The following is a 15,706-nucleotide window of genomic DNA, read 5'->3' on the forward strand; positions in this document are numbered from 1 at the left end:
CCGCCAAAAGCCGCTAATACCAGTTAAATCCGAACACGACCGGGACCTGGTACGCATGCTTCGCGTTCGTCGGATCGAAGCCCAGCACGCGTGCCTCCAGGAACACCTCGCTGCGGCCCCACATCAGCGACAAACCGCCGCCCGCGTCCCAACCGTTCCGGCCCGTCCACGAGTCGATTCCGTTCTGGACGATGAACACGTTGTCGGGCGTATCGAGCTTTGTCGGGAGATCGCGATACCACGTGTACGTCCACCCGCCAATGCCGTACGCCGATAGCCGCGGCGTGAACCCGAACGTGTGGCCCAGCGGGACGTTGACCTTCGCGTCCGTGCTCAACGTCCACAGCTTCGCCGTCACGCCGTGCGAGAACGCGGCATCCTGCCCGAGCGCCGTGTACGTGCCGCTGATACGACCGCCGAGGATCTGCTTGGCGTTCTGCCAGCCCAGGTGCAGTTGGCCGAGGATGCCGGTGCTGCTGGCGTCGAAGATGGAACCCGTTGGCGTGGACGATCCGCCCGCGAGGCCGAAATAGAACCCGGCCGGCAGCTTGATCGGAATCACCGGCGGCTGCAGCTGCACGGTGTCGACGCGTACCATCGTGCGCATCAACGTGTCCGTGCGATAGACGGTGTTCGTGACTTGCAGCGTATCCGTTTTGAACACCGTGTCGACGCGCACCACTTCGCCGCCGGCTTCCTTCGTGATCGGAATTCGCTTCGTCGACGTCGGCTTCTGTGCGACAGCGACCGCGGCGGCGAGCGCGAGCAGTGTGGCGCCGAACGTGGACGTCGACCGTATGTTGAGACTCATCGCTTGACCTCCCAAATCGTCCCTCAAATTGCCCCCGCGGACGACCTCCGGGCGAAGAACGAACAGTTCCTCGAGCGACGTACGTCGTCGCGGCACGAGCGGGCCGACCCCGCACGCGCGCAAGTTCGTACGAGCACGGTTCCGTCCTCGATTGGACGAAAGGGCAGTGACGCGCGCGATGCGCGGAAATGCAAGCGAATGCGGCGAATGGCCGAATACAGCCGAATACAGAACGCCCTACGCGGCAATGCCGCGTAGGGCGTTCTTCACGTTCGACCAATGTCGTCCAACGCGTCAGGTCGCGAGACCGGACGCTCGGCGCATTAGTAGATGTTGTACCCGAGCACGAACGGCATCTGCCGCGACTGCGGGAAGTTGGTCATGTTGAACGCGAGCACGCGCGTCTCGAAGAACAACTCGTTGCGACCCCACGACAGCGAAGCACCACCGCCGGCGTTCCAGCCATTCTCGTGCGTCCAGTCGCCATTGCCCGGAACGACGATGATCGAACCATCCGGATTGAAGCCGTTCGCGCGAATCGGCAGGTTCTTGTACATCGTGTGCGTGTAGCCGCCGATGCCGTAGAGACCGAAGCGATGCGACGAACCGAACAGATGGTTGAACAGCGGCAGATTGAGCTTCGCGTCCGCGCTGAAGTTCACGATGTCAGGATCCGCCTGCAGCTGCGCATACCGGCCATCCTCGCCCGGCTTCGCCCAGTTCGCGTCGCCGCGAAGACCCAGCCAATGGCTCTGCCACCCGAGCTGTGCCTGCGCGCTCGGACCAGCGCTGTTCGGATTGAAGATCGCGCCGTTCGGAGCCGAGACGCCACCGCCGATACCGAAGTACAGGCCGTACGGGAGATGCACCGGGCGCATCATCGGCGCCGCGGCAATGCTGACGGTGTCGACGCGCGTCACCGTGTTCGTCAAGCGAACGGTATCCGTGTTGGCCAGACGGAGCGTATCCGTGCGATACACCGTCACGGTGTCCACCCGCGTCGTGACCACTTCACCACCCGCTTCCTTCGTGATCGGAATACGCTTGGTCGATGTCGGCTTCGTCTGTGCGGACGCGGCCATTGCTCCGACGACGAGCAACGCGGCGGCGCCGGTCAACTTCGTTGTGTAACGCAGACTCATGGTTCCTCTCTCCTGAATGCCGTCCATGACGTGCCCCCGCGGACGGCAACCGGGCGAGGGATGGGTGTAGGTCCCTCGAACGACTGATTTCGTCGTGGCTCCCGCCCTCTTGAAAGCAGGGCGCGTGCCGGACTGGTGAACAACACGCGACGGTTTTGTAGCGGGACCAAAGTCTTACGAACGGTGGCTCAGCTCGCTTCGGAATCCATGGGCAACCGCACTGTCGCGATGCAGCCGCGATGGCCGCGCCGATTGTCCAGCGCGAGCGACCCGCCGTGCGCTTCCGCAATCTGTCGCGACAGCACGAGACCGATTCCAGACCCCTGCGGCTTCGTCGTGAAAAACGGAACGAACAGGTTCGCCGGATTCGCCAGACCCGGACCGTCGTCCTCGACCGTGATCGACACTGTACCGTTCTGCCGCGCCCAGCCGACGCACACTTCGCCCCGGCTCTCGAGTGATGCATCCACGGCGTTGCGCACGAGGTTGATGAGCAGCTGATCGAGCTGATCGCCGTCGGCGCGCAGCGTGACCGGCGGCCCGTCGCGCACGACGACGGGCAGGCGCGTCTCGAGTGCGGCGATACGACGCACCCACGTCGCGACGTCGAGCGGCGCGCGGTTCGGCGCGGGCAGCTTCGCCAAGCGCGCGTACGAGGACATGAAACGCACGAGCGCTTCGGATCGTCCGCCGATCACGCTCAAACCACGACGCAGATCGTCGTGCGAATCCTCCGCCGGCTCTGGTGTCCCCGGTGCTCGGCGGTCGAGCAGCGTCAACAAGCTGCCGGCGATCGACTTGATGGGCGCGAGCGAATTGTTGATCTCGTGACTGAGCACCCGCACGAGGCGCTGCCACGCCTGCAGCTCTTCCTCGCGCAGTGTGCGGCTGACGTCGGCGAGCACGAGCAGCGTGTGCGGACGTCCGTCCTGCCGAAACGATCCGCGCCTGACTTCCCATCGGCCGGCGCCGCCCGGAAACGTGACGTCCATCGTGCGCGGCGACGGTCCCTCGAGCTGATCGGCCAGCCCAACCTGCTCGGCCGTGCGTCCGAGAATGCGCTCCGCGGGTTGAGTGAGCAGTCGCTCTCCGGCGCGGTTCACCAGACGCACCCGATCGGCTTCGTCGAACGCGAACACCGCCACGTCGATCTCGGCCATTACAGTTTTCAAAAGTGCCGTGGCTTCCATGGCGCCCAGCCGTTGCGTGCGCAGCGTCTCGCCGAGGAGATTCGACTCGAGAAAGGCAAGGCCGAGGGCGTCTTCGCGGTCGGCGCCGCGCGCGCGAATGGAATAGTCGCCCTCGCGCAGCGCGGCGAGCATGTTGGAGAGCGTCTGCAGCGGCCGCACGACACGCTCGCGAAGCAGGAGCGACGTGATCAGCCACGTGCCGATCACGACCAGGCCGAGCGTCCACTGCACCTTGGCGCTGTAGCCGCCGCGCCAGAGGAGGATCATCGAGATGACGACGCCGGGCAGCCCGGCGCCGAGCGCCAGGCGGAAAATGAGCCGTTCGTGGTGCGGGGTGCGGTTACTCATGCGGGGGGATCGGTCGTCGCTTCGGCGCGTCGCCCCTTCGCTCGGACGTCCGCGGTTTACAATCCATACGCGGCGATACGCCGGTACAGCGCGCTTCGCGACAGCCCGAGCGCCTGCGCGGCGCGACTGACGTTGCCCTCGTAGCGTGATAACGCTTTTTGAATGAGCATTTTCTCAACATCTTCCAGCGGCAGGTCCTCGAGCCGCGGCGCCGCGCTCGTCGTGCCGCCGCGGAGTCCCAAGTCGCCCGCGCGAACCTGTTCGCCTTGCGCCATGAGCACGGAGCGCTCGATCGCGTGGTCCAGCTCGCGGATGTTGCCCGGCCACGGATGCGACAACAGCAGCTGCATCGCACCCGAATCGAATCCCGACAACTGCTTGCGGTAGCGCGTCGCATGACGCCGGAGAAAGTGCGTGGCCAGCGCCGGGATGTCCTCGCGCCGGTCGCGAAGCGGTGGGAGATGTATCTCGATGGTGTTGAGACGGAAGAGCAGATCCTCGCGAAAGCGCCCGTCGCTCACTTCCTGCTGCAAGTTCGCATTGGTGGCCGAGACGACGCGCACGTCCACGTGGCGCGCCTTGGACGAGCCGACCCGCTCGACGTCGCCCGTCTGCAGCACGCGCAACAGCTTCGCCTGCATGGCCAGCGGAACGTTGCCGATCTCGTCGAGAAAGAGCGTTCCGGCGTCCGCCAGCTCGAAGCGGCCGACGCGGTCGGTCTTGGCGTCGGTGAACGCCCCCTTCACATGGCCGAACAGCTCGCTCTCGAACAGCCCCTCGGAGAGTCCGCCCATGTTCACGGCGATGAATGACCGCGCCGCACGCGGCGATGACGCATGAAACCACTGCGCGACGAGCTCCTTGCCCGTGCCGTGCTCGCCGGTGATGAGCACGTTCGCGTCGGATGGTCCGACACGCTCCATCAGCTGGAGAATCGGCTGCATCTTCGCCGATTCGGCGATCATTTGCGGAAGGTGATCGCGGCGCAGCAATCGGTTTTCTGATTCGAGGCGCTGCGCCCGCCGGAGCGCGCGTCCAAGCTCGACCTGCGTGGTGAGGATGGACACGAGGCGCGCGTTGTCCCACGGTTTCTCGACATAGTCGCGCGCGCCGCGGCGCATCGCCTCGACGGCGTTGTCGATCGAGCCCCACGCCGTCATCACGATGATGGGCATGTCGGGCTCGAGGGTCTCGAGTTGCGTGAGCAGATCGAGGCCTTCTTTCCCCGACGTCGTGTCGCGCGTGTAGTTCATGTCGAGCAGCATCGCGTCGTAGTCACGGCGCTCGAGCTCGGCCAGCGCGGCGGTGGGCGAGTTGACCGTGTGGACGTCGAAGCCGTTGCTCTTCAGAAGCAGACGCAGCGCTTCGAGGATGTCGGGCTGATCGTCGGCGACAAGGACGGTGGGTTTGCCGGTGTCGGTCATTCTCTGGGGAAAGCTAGGTCGGTACCACGCAAAACTGCGGATGAAAGAGCTTACCACGGACGGACATCGGACAACGGCGGACAGGCACGGAGACGGCGTGACCTGCAGTCAACGGCAGTTCGAAGCATTGTTGAAGAACACCCTCGGGATGCTTCGCGAACCGAAGCTTCCCGAGGGTGTAATCAACGAGCACTCAACTTCAAACGCTGTTCAATCGGTTCAACGCCGTCTCCGTGCCTGTCCGTGGCCGTCCGACGTTCGTCCGTGGTCATAGGGTCCGGCGCGCCCCCGCCTCACTCCGTGACGATCCACCCATCCTTGAGCTGGATGATCCGGTTCCCGAACTTCGCGTTCTCTTCGGAGTGCGTCACCTGAATGATCGTGGTGCCCTCGTTATTCAATTTCTTGAATAGCTCCATGATCTCGCGGCCCTGGCTGGAATGCAGGTTGCCGGTGGGCTCGTCCGCGAGGATCAGCTTGGGCTTCGCGATCACCGCACGCGCGACGCCGACGAGCTGCTGCTGGCCGCCGGACAGCTGCCGCGGGTATAGATCCTTCTTGCCGACCATGCCGAATCGGTCGAGCGTGTCGGCCACGATCGCCTCGCGCTCCGACTTCTTCACGTTTCGGTACGACAGCGGGATGTCGAGATTCTCGGCCACGGTCAGATCATCGATCAGGTGATACTGCTGAAAGACGAAGCCGATGTGCTCCTTGTTCAGTGCCACGCGCTGCTTGTGGCTCATCGCATGAACGGGGTGGCCGAGGAAGAAAAACTCGCCCGCCCACGCGCTGTCGAGCATGCCGAGGATTGCGAGCAGCGTCGATTTGCCGGCGCCCGAGGGCCCCATGATCGACACGAACTCGCCCGGCTGAATCTCGCCGGTGATGCGGCGCAGCACGTACGTGCGACCCGCGGCCGTCTCGAACACTTTCTCGATGTTGCGCATCGCGATGAGCGGACCGATGATCGGCGCCGGCGGCGCGTCGCGGGAGACGGTTTTCGGCTGTGAGGTGAAGAAGGCCATTGAAGCGACCAGGATTCGGGAGGCGGGAACCGGAGACCGGTGCCCGAACGTTCGGAACTGAAATCTGGCGAAAAACGACGGGGAGCTGAAGCCTTTCGACTTTCAGCTCCCCGTTGCGCCGACGGGTGGGGGCGCGATTTAGGGACGTTAGACGGTGACCTTGTCGCTGCGACGCTCTTCGACCACACGACCGTCGAACAGGTGAATCGAACGGTCGGCGTGCGCGGCATAGCGGGGATCGTGCGTCACCATGCAGATCGTGGCGCCGCCGCGATGCAGCTCGCGAAGGAGCTCCATCACCGCTTCGCCGTTCGTCGAATCGAGGTTACCCGTCGGTTCGTCGGCGAGCAGGATGAGCGGATCGCCCGCGACCGCGCGCGCCACGGCGACGCGCTGCTGCTGACCGCCGGAGAGCTGTGCCGGATAGTGCTTCATGCGGTGGCTCATCCCCACGCGCTCGAGCGCATCCGTGACGCGCTGCTTCCGTTCGGCCGCCGACATGCCGCGATAGGTGAGCGGCAGCTCGACGTTCTCGTAGACGGTGAGATCGCCGATCAGGTTGAACGCCTGGAAGATGAAGCCGATCTGCCGATTGCGGATGCGCGCGCGCTGGCTCGGCGTGAGCTGCGCGACGGGCTCGCCGGCGAGTGTGTACTCGCCTCCGGTGGGCGTGTCGAGCAGGCCGAGGATGGAGAGCAGCGTCGTCTTGCCGCAGCCCGACGGACCTTCCATGGCGACGTACTCGCCCGGCTGGATTTCGACGTGAATGTCCTGGAGGGCGTGGGTCTCCACCTCGTCGGTGTAGAACACCTTCTTGATCCCGTTCAGGCGAATCAGCGGCTGGTTGTTCGTGCTCGCGGAGAAGCCGGCCGGTGACGAGGATGCGGACTCAGTAGCCATGGGGAGCTCTCGGAGGGTTGGGGGAAACTGTCTTACAGGAAGTACGGAGATCCTTCGGCCTGGAGCACCAGCGCCTCAGGATGACCGCGCGCGAGCGCGCGGTCATTTGATGCGTACGCGATTCGTGTTGTCGAACTGCGACATGTCCGAGATGATGACGCTGTCGCCGACCTGCAAACCACTCTTCACTTCGATCGTGTTCACCGACGCGCGGCCGAGCATCACAGTCGTGCGCACCGCTTCGCCCTTGCCCGGCAGCACCTTGAAGATGCCGACCGAGCTTTCCGCCTGACCGAAGCCCGGACGGCCGATGAACAACGTGTTCGGAATGCGTTCGAGCGTGATCGTGCCGTCGACCGCGAGGTCAGAGCGCGTGCCCGCGGGCAGCGCGTCTTCGATCGAAACTTCGACGGTGACCGTGCCGGCGACCGACGACGGGTCGGTACGCGTGACGTGGCCCTTCACGACCGTGTTGTTGTGGAGATCGATCGACGCCGGCAACCCGGGTACGACGTCTTTCGCCTGATTCTCCGGCACGCGCAGCACCGCCTTGAGCTTGCCCGGCTGCACGATGCGCGCGACGACGCTGCCCGCGTTCACGTACTGGCCCAGCTCGAGCGGCGGATTGCCAAGACTCTGAAGCTGGCCGCCATCGGGCGCGCTCAGGTTCATCGACGCGACCCGGTTCTTCTGCTCGTTGAGAATGCGGCGCAGGCTCTCGATCTGATCTTCCTGGAGCTTGATCTGCGTCGACTCCGACGCGTTCACGTCGTCGAGCCGTTTCTGCTCGATGTCGAGACGCTGCTTCATCTCGACCACGTTGTCACGCGCCGATGCGACGTCATTCGCCGACGCGAGGTTCTTCTTGGCGAGGGAGTCCTGCACCGCCACGAGGCGCACCGCGTTGTTGTACTGCGTGCGCATGGTGGCGACGACACCTTCCTGCCCCAGAATCTGCTGATGGAGCGTCGTCTTGAGCTGGGCGAGCGCGCCAACCGACTGATTGAGCTGCTGTTCGTCCTGCAGCTGCTTGATCTCTTCGTCGGGGTTGCTCATCGCGACGAGCAGATCGCCGGCCTTGACGGTGGCGCCAGGCTTGAGCGGCAGGCCTTCGATGCGGCCGCTGGTGAGGGCGGTGACGTTGCGGACGTACTCCGGCTCGAGCGTGCCCGGCGCGTTGACGTCTCGCGTCATCGGTCCGCGCTTCACGGTGTCGATCCAGAGCGTGCCGCGCTCGACGGGCGGCGCCGCGGGCTTGAGACGGCTCACGAACGCCGAGACGGCGACGATGCCGACGACGCCGGCGCCATACGCGATGAACTTCTTGGTCTTTTTGGGGGGTTCGCGCTTGATGTCCAAGGTGACTTCTCGTGCGATTGGGGGCGGGTGGCGTGGACCGGGTTCGAATGGCGTTTTCGCCTATTCGACTACAAGGTGGCTTAAGGAAGGACCATGCCGCTCGCGATAAGCAGATAACGCACGTTGCCGCAACAACTTACGACGTGTTTTCGCAAACTGTCCCGCTTGGTGCTTGCTCGTCTGTGGGATTGCATGTCCCACAACCGAACAGTCCTGACGGAAGAAGCAGTGACCCGGTTTCACGCGGGCTGCTATCCGCCTGCTTTCCGCTTCAGACTCTATGAGACAACTCGGACGGGAAATAGGTTGACTCATGCGATCAGCGATGGGCGATGGGCGTTGGGCGTGGTTGTCCCGTGTCGCGATACGGGGCCTCTTAGCGTGCACGCTCGGCTCGACGCTCGGTGCGCAGGCGGACTCCGTTCCGCGGCCCAAGCCGCTCAGCAAGCCCGTGCGCGTTTGCGCGGGCGGTGACGTCACGCTCGGGACCAACCTTGATCCCTCGTGGGCGCGGGCGGGAGCGGACACCCTGTGGCGCTTCTACGGCAAGCGGCCCGATCCCGACAGCCTGGCGCCGGCGCTCAAGCCGTTCTTCGCCGGCGCGGACGTCATTCTGCTCAACGTCGAGGGTGCCATCGGCTCGGGGCCGGCGCCGGCCAAGTGCGGGCCGCGCTCGACGAGCTGCTTTGCGTTCCGGCAGCCGCCGGCGGCGGCGATGGCGCTTCGGCGCATCGCGGACAGCTCGGTGATCATCGTCGGCAACGTCGCGAACAACCACTCGCGCGATGCGGGCGAAGAGGGCCGCGATTCCACGGTCGCCGCGCTCACGGCCGCGGGCATCATCGTGACCGGCGCCGACACGCTCGCCACGCCGGTCGCCCTGCCGTCCGGCGACACCATTGCCTTCCTCGGCTTCCATACCGATACGACGACGCCCGATGCGCGCGATCTCGCCGCGGTGCGGCGCCACGTGGCGCGGGCGGTCGAGCGGTGGGGAACAGTCATCGTCACGATGCACCTGGGCGCCGAGGGACCAAAGGCGCAGCGTACCCGGAATGCTAATGAGCGATTTCTAAAGATGAGTCGAGGGAATCCGGTGGGGTTCGCGAATGCGGCGTTCTCGGGCGGGGCGACGCTCCTCGTCGGCCACGGGCCGCACGTACTCCGCGCCATCGAGTGGCGCGGCGACCGGCTGGCCGCCTACTCGCTTGGCAACCTGATCACGTACGGACCGTTCAAGCTGCGCGAGCCGACGAATCGCGGCGCGGTCTTGTGCGCAACCGTGGACGCCGATCGTCGCGTGACGGGCGCCGAGCTTCGCGCGACGATGCAACGCTGGCCGGGCGTGCTCGAGGCGGATTCGACGCGGCGCGCGTTTCGGTTGATCGATTCGCTGAGCGCGCTCGATTTTCCGCGCACCGGCGCGGTCGTCGATTCGAATGGGGTGGTTGAACGGCGTCGGCCGTGAGACGCTGTCATCCTTAGCGCCTTGGGCGCTGAGGATGACCTGCTTTACTGGGCGCCGCCGCCCTTCGCGGCCAGCGTCACCGGCGTCACCGGCGTCACCGGCGTCACGGTGGAATCATCCAGCGACAACATGCGACGCGCGCCCTTCCACATCTTGATGAGCGGCGAGAACGGCCGGTCGATCTTGCTCTCGATGACCTTGCCCGCGGTGCTGCTGGCGTGGATGTACTTGCCGTCGCCGATGTAGATGCCGACGTGGCTCACGCCCTTCTTGCCTTTGCCGAACGTCAGCACGTCGCCGGGCAGGAGGTGGCTCGTGTCCTTGTTCACCGCGAGGCCCACCGCCGCCTGCTGGCGCGCCGTGCGCGGCACGTCGAGGTTGAGCGCCGCCATGATGTATTTGATCAATCCGCTGCAGTCGAAGCCCCTGGGGGTCGTGCCCCCGCGCTTGTAACGCGTACCGATCTGCGCGCGGGCGAGCGCGACGATCGAGTCGCGGAGATCGTGCGCCGAGTTGCTGTACGCCTCGAACGGTTTCGGCGTGCCCGAGGCCTGAGCATTCGCGCGCACGGGCAGGCTGAGCCCGGCAATCGTGCAAAGCACGAGCGCCAATCGCGACAAAGGGTTCGTCGACAGATTGCTCATTCGAGGATTCTCAGGACCGACAACGGCTGCGTGCGGCCAAACGTCCGGGCCAGCTACCGCGATCAGGCAGGTTCTTGGGCGAGCGACTTGCCGCTAGGGTCGCTTACCGCTGGTGAGTCTACGGCGGTCGGGCGGCAGGGTCAACAATTAACCGGAGTATCGGCCCCAGCGGTGAGAATCATCACTCGCGTATGGTGATTTCCATGGGCGGCCAAATCGCCCGGGCGGAATCAGCGGATGCCGAGCAGCTTGTGCGTCTGGATGCTGAGGCGCCACCGCGGATGCGCCATGCAGTACGCGAGCGCGGCACGCGTATTCGCCTCGGCGTCGGGGCCGTCCATCGGCTGCAGATAGAACTGCTCGAAGTCGAGCGACTCGAGGCGGGCGGGGTCGATGCCGGGCTGTGGAAAGACGAGCTTGAGCTCGTTGCCGCGGGTGAGCACGAGCGGCGCGCGCGCCTTGGGGCTCACGCAAATCCAGTCGAGGCCGCGGGGCGGTGGCTGCGTTCCATTCGTCTCGACGGCGACCTCGAAGCCGCGTTCGTGCAGCGCATCGATCGCCGCCTCGTCGAGCTGCAGGAGCGGTTCGCCGCCGGTGCACACCACGAGCGGGCGACCCTGAGACACGTCGGGCCATCGCTCCGCGACGGCGCGCGCAAGGTCGTCGGCGGTCGCGAACTTGCCGCCGTCCGGCCCGACGCCGACGAAGTCGGTATCACAGAAATCGCAAATCGCCGTGCCGCGATCGGAGTCGCGGCCCGTCCAGAGATTGCAGCCGGCGAAGCGGCAAAACACCGCCGGGCGTCCCGCGTTCGCGCCTTCGCCCTGCAGCGTGTAAAAGATTTCCTTGACGGTATACATCTCAGCCAGCGTACCTCGCGGGATCCTTCGCTCCCGCCTCGGCGAAACCCCGCAAGCGCAGCTGGCATGCATCGCAGTGACCGCACGCGGCACCCGTTGCATCAGGATCGTAGCAGCTCTGCGTGATCGAGTAATCGACGCCGAGCTCGAGTCCCATCCGAATGATCTGCGCCTTCGTGAGATCGATGAGCGGCGTCTGAATGCGCACGGGGTTCGTCCCCTCGACTCCGCCGCGCGTCGCGAGATTCGCCATGCGCTCGTAGGCGGCGATGTACTCGGGCCGACAGTCGGGATAGCCCGAGTAATCGAGCGCATTCACGCCAATGAAAATGTCGCCCGCCTGAAGCACTTCGGCCCACGCCAGCGCGAACGACAGAAAGATCGTATTGCGCGCCGGAACGTAGGTGATGGGAATTCCTGTCTCGTGCACGCTCACGTCGCGATCCTTCGGCACATCGATCGCGGTGTTCGTCAGCGCCGATCCACCGAACGTGCGCAGATCGATGTCCGCGACCACGTGATCGCGGACATCGTATCGCGCGGCGACGCGGCGCGCCGATTCGATCTCGGTCGCGTGGCGCTGGCCGTAGCGAAACGTCATTGCGTGCACGTCGAATCCTTCCTCGAGCGCGTAGGCGAGCAGCGTCGTCGAATCCAGTCCCCCGCTCAGGAGCAACACCGCTTTTCGTGCGTCGGACATCAGCTCAGCGCGGCCTCGAAGTCGGCGCGCAGATCGTCGACGTGCTCCAGGCCGATCGACACGCGCAGCAGATTCTGCGGCGCGCGCGTGGCCGGACCTTCGACCGACGCGCGATTCTCGATCAAGCTCTCCGTGCCGCCGAGGCTCGTCGCGTAGGTGAAGAGCTGGAGACGTTTCGCGATGGCGATCGACTCCTCCTGCGAACGGCCGACTTGCACGGAGAGCATGCCGCCAAAGCCGCGCATCTGCCGGCACGCGATCGTGTGGCCGGGATGCGTGACGAGTCCCGGATAATGCACCGCCTCGACCTTCGGTTGTGCCGAGAGAAACTCGGCCAGCGCGTGCGCGGTCGCGCTCTGTGCGTTCACTCGCAGCGGCAGCGTGCGAATGCCGCGCATGGTGAGCCAACACTCGAATGGTGACGGCACCGCGCCGCCGAGCATTTGAATCGAGTTCACTTTTTGATACAGCTCACCATTCTCGCGAAACACCAGGGCGCCGCCGAGGACGTCGCTATGGCCGCCGAGGTATTTCGTCGTCGAGTGCATCGAGACATCGGCGCCAAGTTGCAGGGGACGTTGCAATACCGGCGTGCCCCACGTGTTGTCGACCGCGGTGACCGCGCCGCCGCGCCGCGCGATGTCGGCGATCGCTTCGATGTCGACGACGCGCAGCAATGGGTTCGACGGCGTCTCGATCCAGATCAGTCGGGTGGACCGTTTCATCGTGCCGCGCACCGCGTCGAGATTCGTCATGTCGACGGTCGACACATCCATGCCCCAGGGGCCGAGCACCTCGCGCGCGAGCTTGATCGAGCCGAAGTACGCATCGTCCGGAAGAATGACGTGCGCGCCGGGGCCGATGGCCTGGAGCATCGTCATCGTCGCCGCGGAGCCCGAAGAGAATGCAGCGCTGGCGGCGCCGCCTTCGAGCTGCGTCAGGCATTGCTCGAGCGCGGCACGATTGGGGTTCGTGTATCGCGAGTAGAGGTAGCCGGCCGGCGAGCTGCCGTCGGCTTCGCGGCCGAAGGTCGTGGAGAGTTGAATCGCCGGTGTAACGGCGCCCGTGGCCGCGTCGATTCCGTGGCCGGCGTGCACCGCAAGGGTTTCGATGTGCATTGCGTGTTGGGCGATGGGCGATGGGCGATGGGCGATGGGCGATGGGCCTTGGGCGAAACATCGACGCGCACGCAGCGGCACCCGAGCGCGGCCCGTACATAAGTTAGTGTTACCGGGCTGACCCGCCCATCGGCCAACTCTCATCACCTATCGCATGCACTCCTTCCGCATATTCGGCGCAACGCTCGTCGCTGTTCCCGCGGCGCTGTTGGCGCAAAATCCGAAGACACAACCGCGCACTCGTGCGTCGCAGCCGACCACCGCGGCCATCACCGCCAACGACCTCAAAACGCGGTTGTACATCTATGCCGCGGATTCGATGGAAGGCCGGGAGACCGGCACGCGCGGTCACGTGAAAGCAACGAACTACATCGCCGCGCAGCTTCGGGCGCTCGGCCTCAAGCCGATGGGCGACAACGGCACGTACTTCCAGAACGTGCCCGTGATTCGCTCCGCGCTCGATCCCAGCTCGACGATCATCGCCGACGGCGTGACGCTGCACGCGGGAACGGATTTCATCGCCAGTCCGGGCCGCGGCAACACCGGTGCGTTTCCGAGTGCGGTCGTGGTGTACGGCGGCGTTGCCGGCGAAGGAACACCATTGGGCAGCGATCAGGCACGGGGAAAGATCGAGCTGCTGCGGCAGCCGGCGAACGCGGGGCGCGGCGGGTTCGGAGGACGCGGCGCGTTTGGTCGAGGAGCCGCCAACGCCAATGGCGCGGCGGCCACAATCACCGTGATGGACGAGTTGTCGCCCACGCTGGTACAGAACGCGCTGCATCCGCGCGAAGGCAGCGTTCGGCTCGAGCCCGAGCCGTCGGATGCGTCGGCGCCGCCGACAATCACGCTCTCGCGTCACGCCGCGGAGCAACTCCTTGGGACGTCGCTCGACGCGGCAACCAAGGGCGCGACGGGCAAATCGATCTCGGCGAACATCAAGTTCATCGATACGCCGGCGCCGGCGCGGAACGTCGTCGCGGCGTACGAGGGGCACGATCCCAGGCTGAAGAACGAGTGGGTGGCGATGGGTGCCCACAATGACCACATCGGCATTCGCGCGCAGGGTGCGGTGGATCACGACTCGCTGCATCTGTTCAACCAGGCGGCGTATCCGATTCGCGAGCGTATCGCGCTGTACAATCTCGAGCATCACATCTGCGGCGGACGGCAGCAGCAGAACTGTGGTCCGGCGACGGCGCCGCAGGCGGCGCACTTGGATTCGCTCAACGCGCAGATCGCGGCGATTCACGTCAATCTCGACAGCGTGCGCAAAGCGAACGGCGGTATTCGCGCCGATTCGATCAACAACGGTGCGGACGACGACGGCTCGGGCACGGTGACGCTGCTCGAGATCGCGGAGCGTTTCGCGAAGGAGAAGCCGAACACGAAGCGCTCGATGCTCTTCGTGTGGCACGTCGGTGAAGAGAAGGGCTTGTGGGGGTCGCAGTACATCACCGATCATCCGCCGGTGCCGCGCGATTCGATCGTGGCGCAGCTCAACATGGACATGGTGGGCCGCGGCGCGGCGACGGACTTGTTCGAGGGTGGCCCGAACTACCTGCAACTCGTCGGCTCACGCCGCGTGTCGACGGAGCTGGGCGACTTGATCGAGACGCTGAACGAGACGGAGAAGCCGCCGTTCGTGTTCGACTATCAGTATGACGCGAACGGGCATCCGGAGAACATTTACTGCCGGAGCGATCACTTCAACTACGCGCGCTACGGCATTCCGATCGTGTTCGTGACGACGGGATTGCATGGCGACTATCACCAGGTGACGGACGAGCCGGAGTACATCGACTATCCGCACATGGCGAAGATCGGGAATTTCATGTATCGGGTGGGGAATTACGTGGCCGACATGGATCATCGGCCGAAGGTGGATCATGCGGTCGGTGATCCGAAAGCGCGGTGTCAGCAGTAAGTAGTTCGTAATAACAAAATAATAAAAAACGACAAGATCTGACCACATCCGACGAGATCGGGACACCATGGTTTGCCGGTTTGGTCAGACGTGGTCAGATCGTGTCGTTCTTATTTGTTGCTCGGCCGTCCGATCTAGTCGAACAGCCGAAGCAACCGATCCATGACCCGCGCCGCCGCCCGGTCGTTCGCGTCGCCGCTCTTCTCGTCCGGCGTCCAATAGCTGTAGGCGCGGTACTTCGAGCCGTCGCGAATCTCGACATAGAGCGTCGTCCCGTCCAGCCCAAGCCGCGACGGCTGTTGCGGCAGCGTCAGAATACCCCCCGACCGCAACTCGGCAAGCGCCGACGTCCAATCGACTGGGCGTTTGGGCTCCACGACGCACGTCTCCACCCATCCGCCGCGCACCGCGTCGCTGCAGCCGAACTCCTTCGCGCGGTTCCGCATCGCCGCCGTCCAAACTTCCTGATCGTGCTGCGCGATCGGACGTTCGGGATCGTCCGGCACGTCGAACCGCGGAGTCGTTCCCGGCCACCCCAGGACGAGCGCACCGGTGACTTCGTCGGCATGGCGTCGAATGCGAATGAAGTTTTCAGGAATCATGATCCCGAATCCGATGTACGCACGAATCTCGAGATCGCCCGTCGCGATCGGCGCGCTGCGCAGAGGGACCGCATAGCCCGCGACGCGTGCGACGGAATCCGCTTCATCCGCGATCGGATCGCGCGTGCCGCGTTGTGCGACCGCCGTGCGCGCGATCCAACACGCGAGCGCCGCGGCCACAACGACAG

The 15,706-nt window shown here is 65.1% G+C and carries 14 protein-coding genes; 2 read left to right on the top strand and 12 right to left on the bottom strand.

All coding sequences use genetic code 11. The features are described 5' to 3' along the window. Positions 1-13 precede the first annotated feature (13 nt). The 7 genes from VN706_24080 to VN706_24110 all read right to left on the bottom strand — a co-directional run bounded on the left by VN706_24080 (position 14) and on the right by VN706_24110 (position 8,202). The gene (locus VN706_24080) at positions 14-811 is read right to left on the bottom strand and encodes a hypothetical protein (GenBank protein HXT18725.1); all 798 of its coding nucleotides are present in this window, start codon (positions 809-811) and stop codon (positions 14-16) included. A gap of 323 nt (positions 812-1,134) precedes the next feature. After that, positions 1,135-1,953: a hypothetical protein gene (locus VN706_24085; protein HXT18726.1), complete on the bottom strand. Its 819-nt coding sequence runs from the start codon at positions 1,951-1,953 to the stop codon at positions 1,135-1,137. Positions 1,954-2,141: 188 nt separating this feature from the next. Then, positions 2,142-3,491, bottom strand: a complete 1,350-nt coding sequence (locus VN706_24090; GenBank protein ID HXT18727.1) for an ATP-binding protein — start codon at positions 3,489-3,491, stop codon at positions 2,142-2,144. 56 nt (positions 3,492-3,547) lie between these two features. After that, positions 3,548-4,915, bottom strand: coding sequence for a sigma-54 dependent transcriptional regulator (locus VN706_24095; protein ID HXT18728.1), 1,368 nt, complete (start codon positions 4,913-4,915; stop codon positions 3,548-3,550). 293 nt (positions 4,916-5,208) lie between these two features. Continuing rightward, the gene (locus tag VN706_24100; protein HXT18729.1) at positions 5,209-5,943 is read right to left on the bottom strand and encodes an ABC transporter ATP-binding protein; all 735 of its coding nucleotides are present in this window, start codon (positions 5,941-5,943) and stop codon (positions 5,209-5,211) included. Positions 5,944-6,090: 147 nt separating this feature from the next. After that, the gene (locus VN706_24105) at positions 6,091-6,843 is read right to left on the bottom strand and encodes an ABC transporter ATP-binding protein (protein ID HXT18730.1); all 753 of its coding nucleotides are present in this window, start codon (positions 6,841-6,843) and stop codon (positions 6,091-6,093) included. 102 nt (positions 6,844-6,945) lie between these two features. Next, positions 6,946-8,202, bottom strand: coding sequence for an HlyD family efflux transporter periplasmic adaptor subunit (locus VN706_24110; GenBank protein HXT18731.1), 1,257 nt, complete (start codon positions 8,200-8,202; stop codon positions 6,946-6,948). Positions 8,203-8,515: 313 nt separating this feature from the next. On the opposite strand from VN706_24110, the gene VN706_24115 reads away from it, so the two are divergent. Beyond that, entirely contained in the window at positions 8,516-9,670 is a 1,155-nt protein-coding gene (locus tag VN706_24115; protein ID HXT18732.1) for a CapA family protein, read from the top strand. A 44-nt stretch (positions 9,671-9,714) separates the two neighbouring features. On the opposite strand, the gene VN706_24120 is transcribed toward VN706_24115, so the two are convergent. From VN706_24120 to VN706_24135, 4 genes are all read right to left on the bottom strand, one after another. After that, positions 9,715-10,314: a C40 family peptidase gene (locus tag VN706_24120; protein HXT18733.1), complete on the bottom strand. Its 600-nt coding sequence runs from the start codon at positions 10,312-10,314 to the stop codon at positions 9,715-9,717. 230 nt (positions 10,315-10,544) lie between these two features. Then, positions 10,545-11,174 (bottom strand): 7-carboxy-7-deazaguanine synthase, encoded by a 630-nt coding sequence (gene queE / locus VN706_24125; protein HXT18734.1) that lies wholly within the window; start codon positions 11,172-11,174, stop codon positions 10,545-10,547. Position 11,175: 1 nt separating this feature from the next. Continuing rightward, positions 11,176-11,874, bottom strand: coding sequence for a 7-cyano-7-deazaguanine synthase QueC (queC, locus tag VN706_24130; protein HXT18735.1), 699 nt, complete (start codon positions 11,872-11,874; stop codon positions 11,176-11,178). Beyond that, on the bottom strand, positions 11,874-12,992 hold the full coding sequence (locus VN706_24135; protein ID HXT18736.1) for a PLP-dependent transferase: 1,119 nt from the start codon (positions 12,990-12,992) through the stop codon (positions 11,874-11,876). The genes queC and VN706_24135 overlap by 1 nt, the downstream gene beginning before the upstream one ends. Before the next feature lie 154 nt (positions 12,993-13,146). Between VN706_24135 and VN706_24140 the strand changes: the two genes are divergently transcribed. Then, entirely contained in the window at positions 13,147-14,916 is a 1,770-nt protein-coding gene (locus tag VN706_24140; protein HXT18737.1) for a M28 family peptidase, read from the top strand. A gap of 134 nt (positions 14,917-15,050) precedes the next feature. On the opposite strand, the gene VN706_24145 is transcribed toward VN706_24140, so the two are convergent. Next, positions 15,051-15,698: a hypothetical protein gene (locus tag VN706_24145; protein ID HXT18738.1), complete on the bottom strand. Its 648-nt coding sequence runs from the start codon at positions 15,696-15,698 to the stop codon at positions 15,051-15,053. Between the last annotated feature and the right edge of the window lie 8 nt (positions 15,699-15,706).

The organism is Gemmatimonadaceae bacterium (assembly GCA_035606695.1).
GTDB lineage: Bacteria > Gemmatimonadota > Gemmatimonadetes > Gemmatimonadales > Gemmatimonadaceae > JAQBQB01.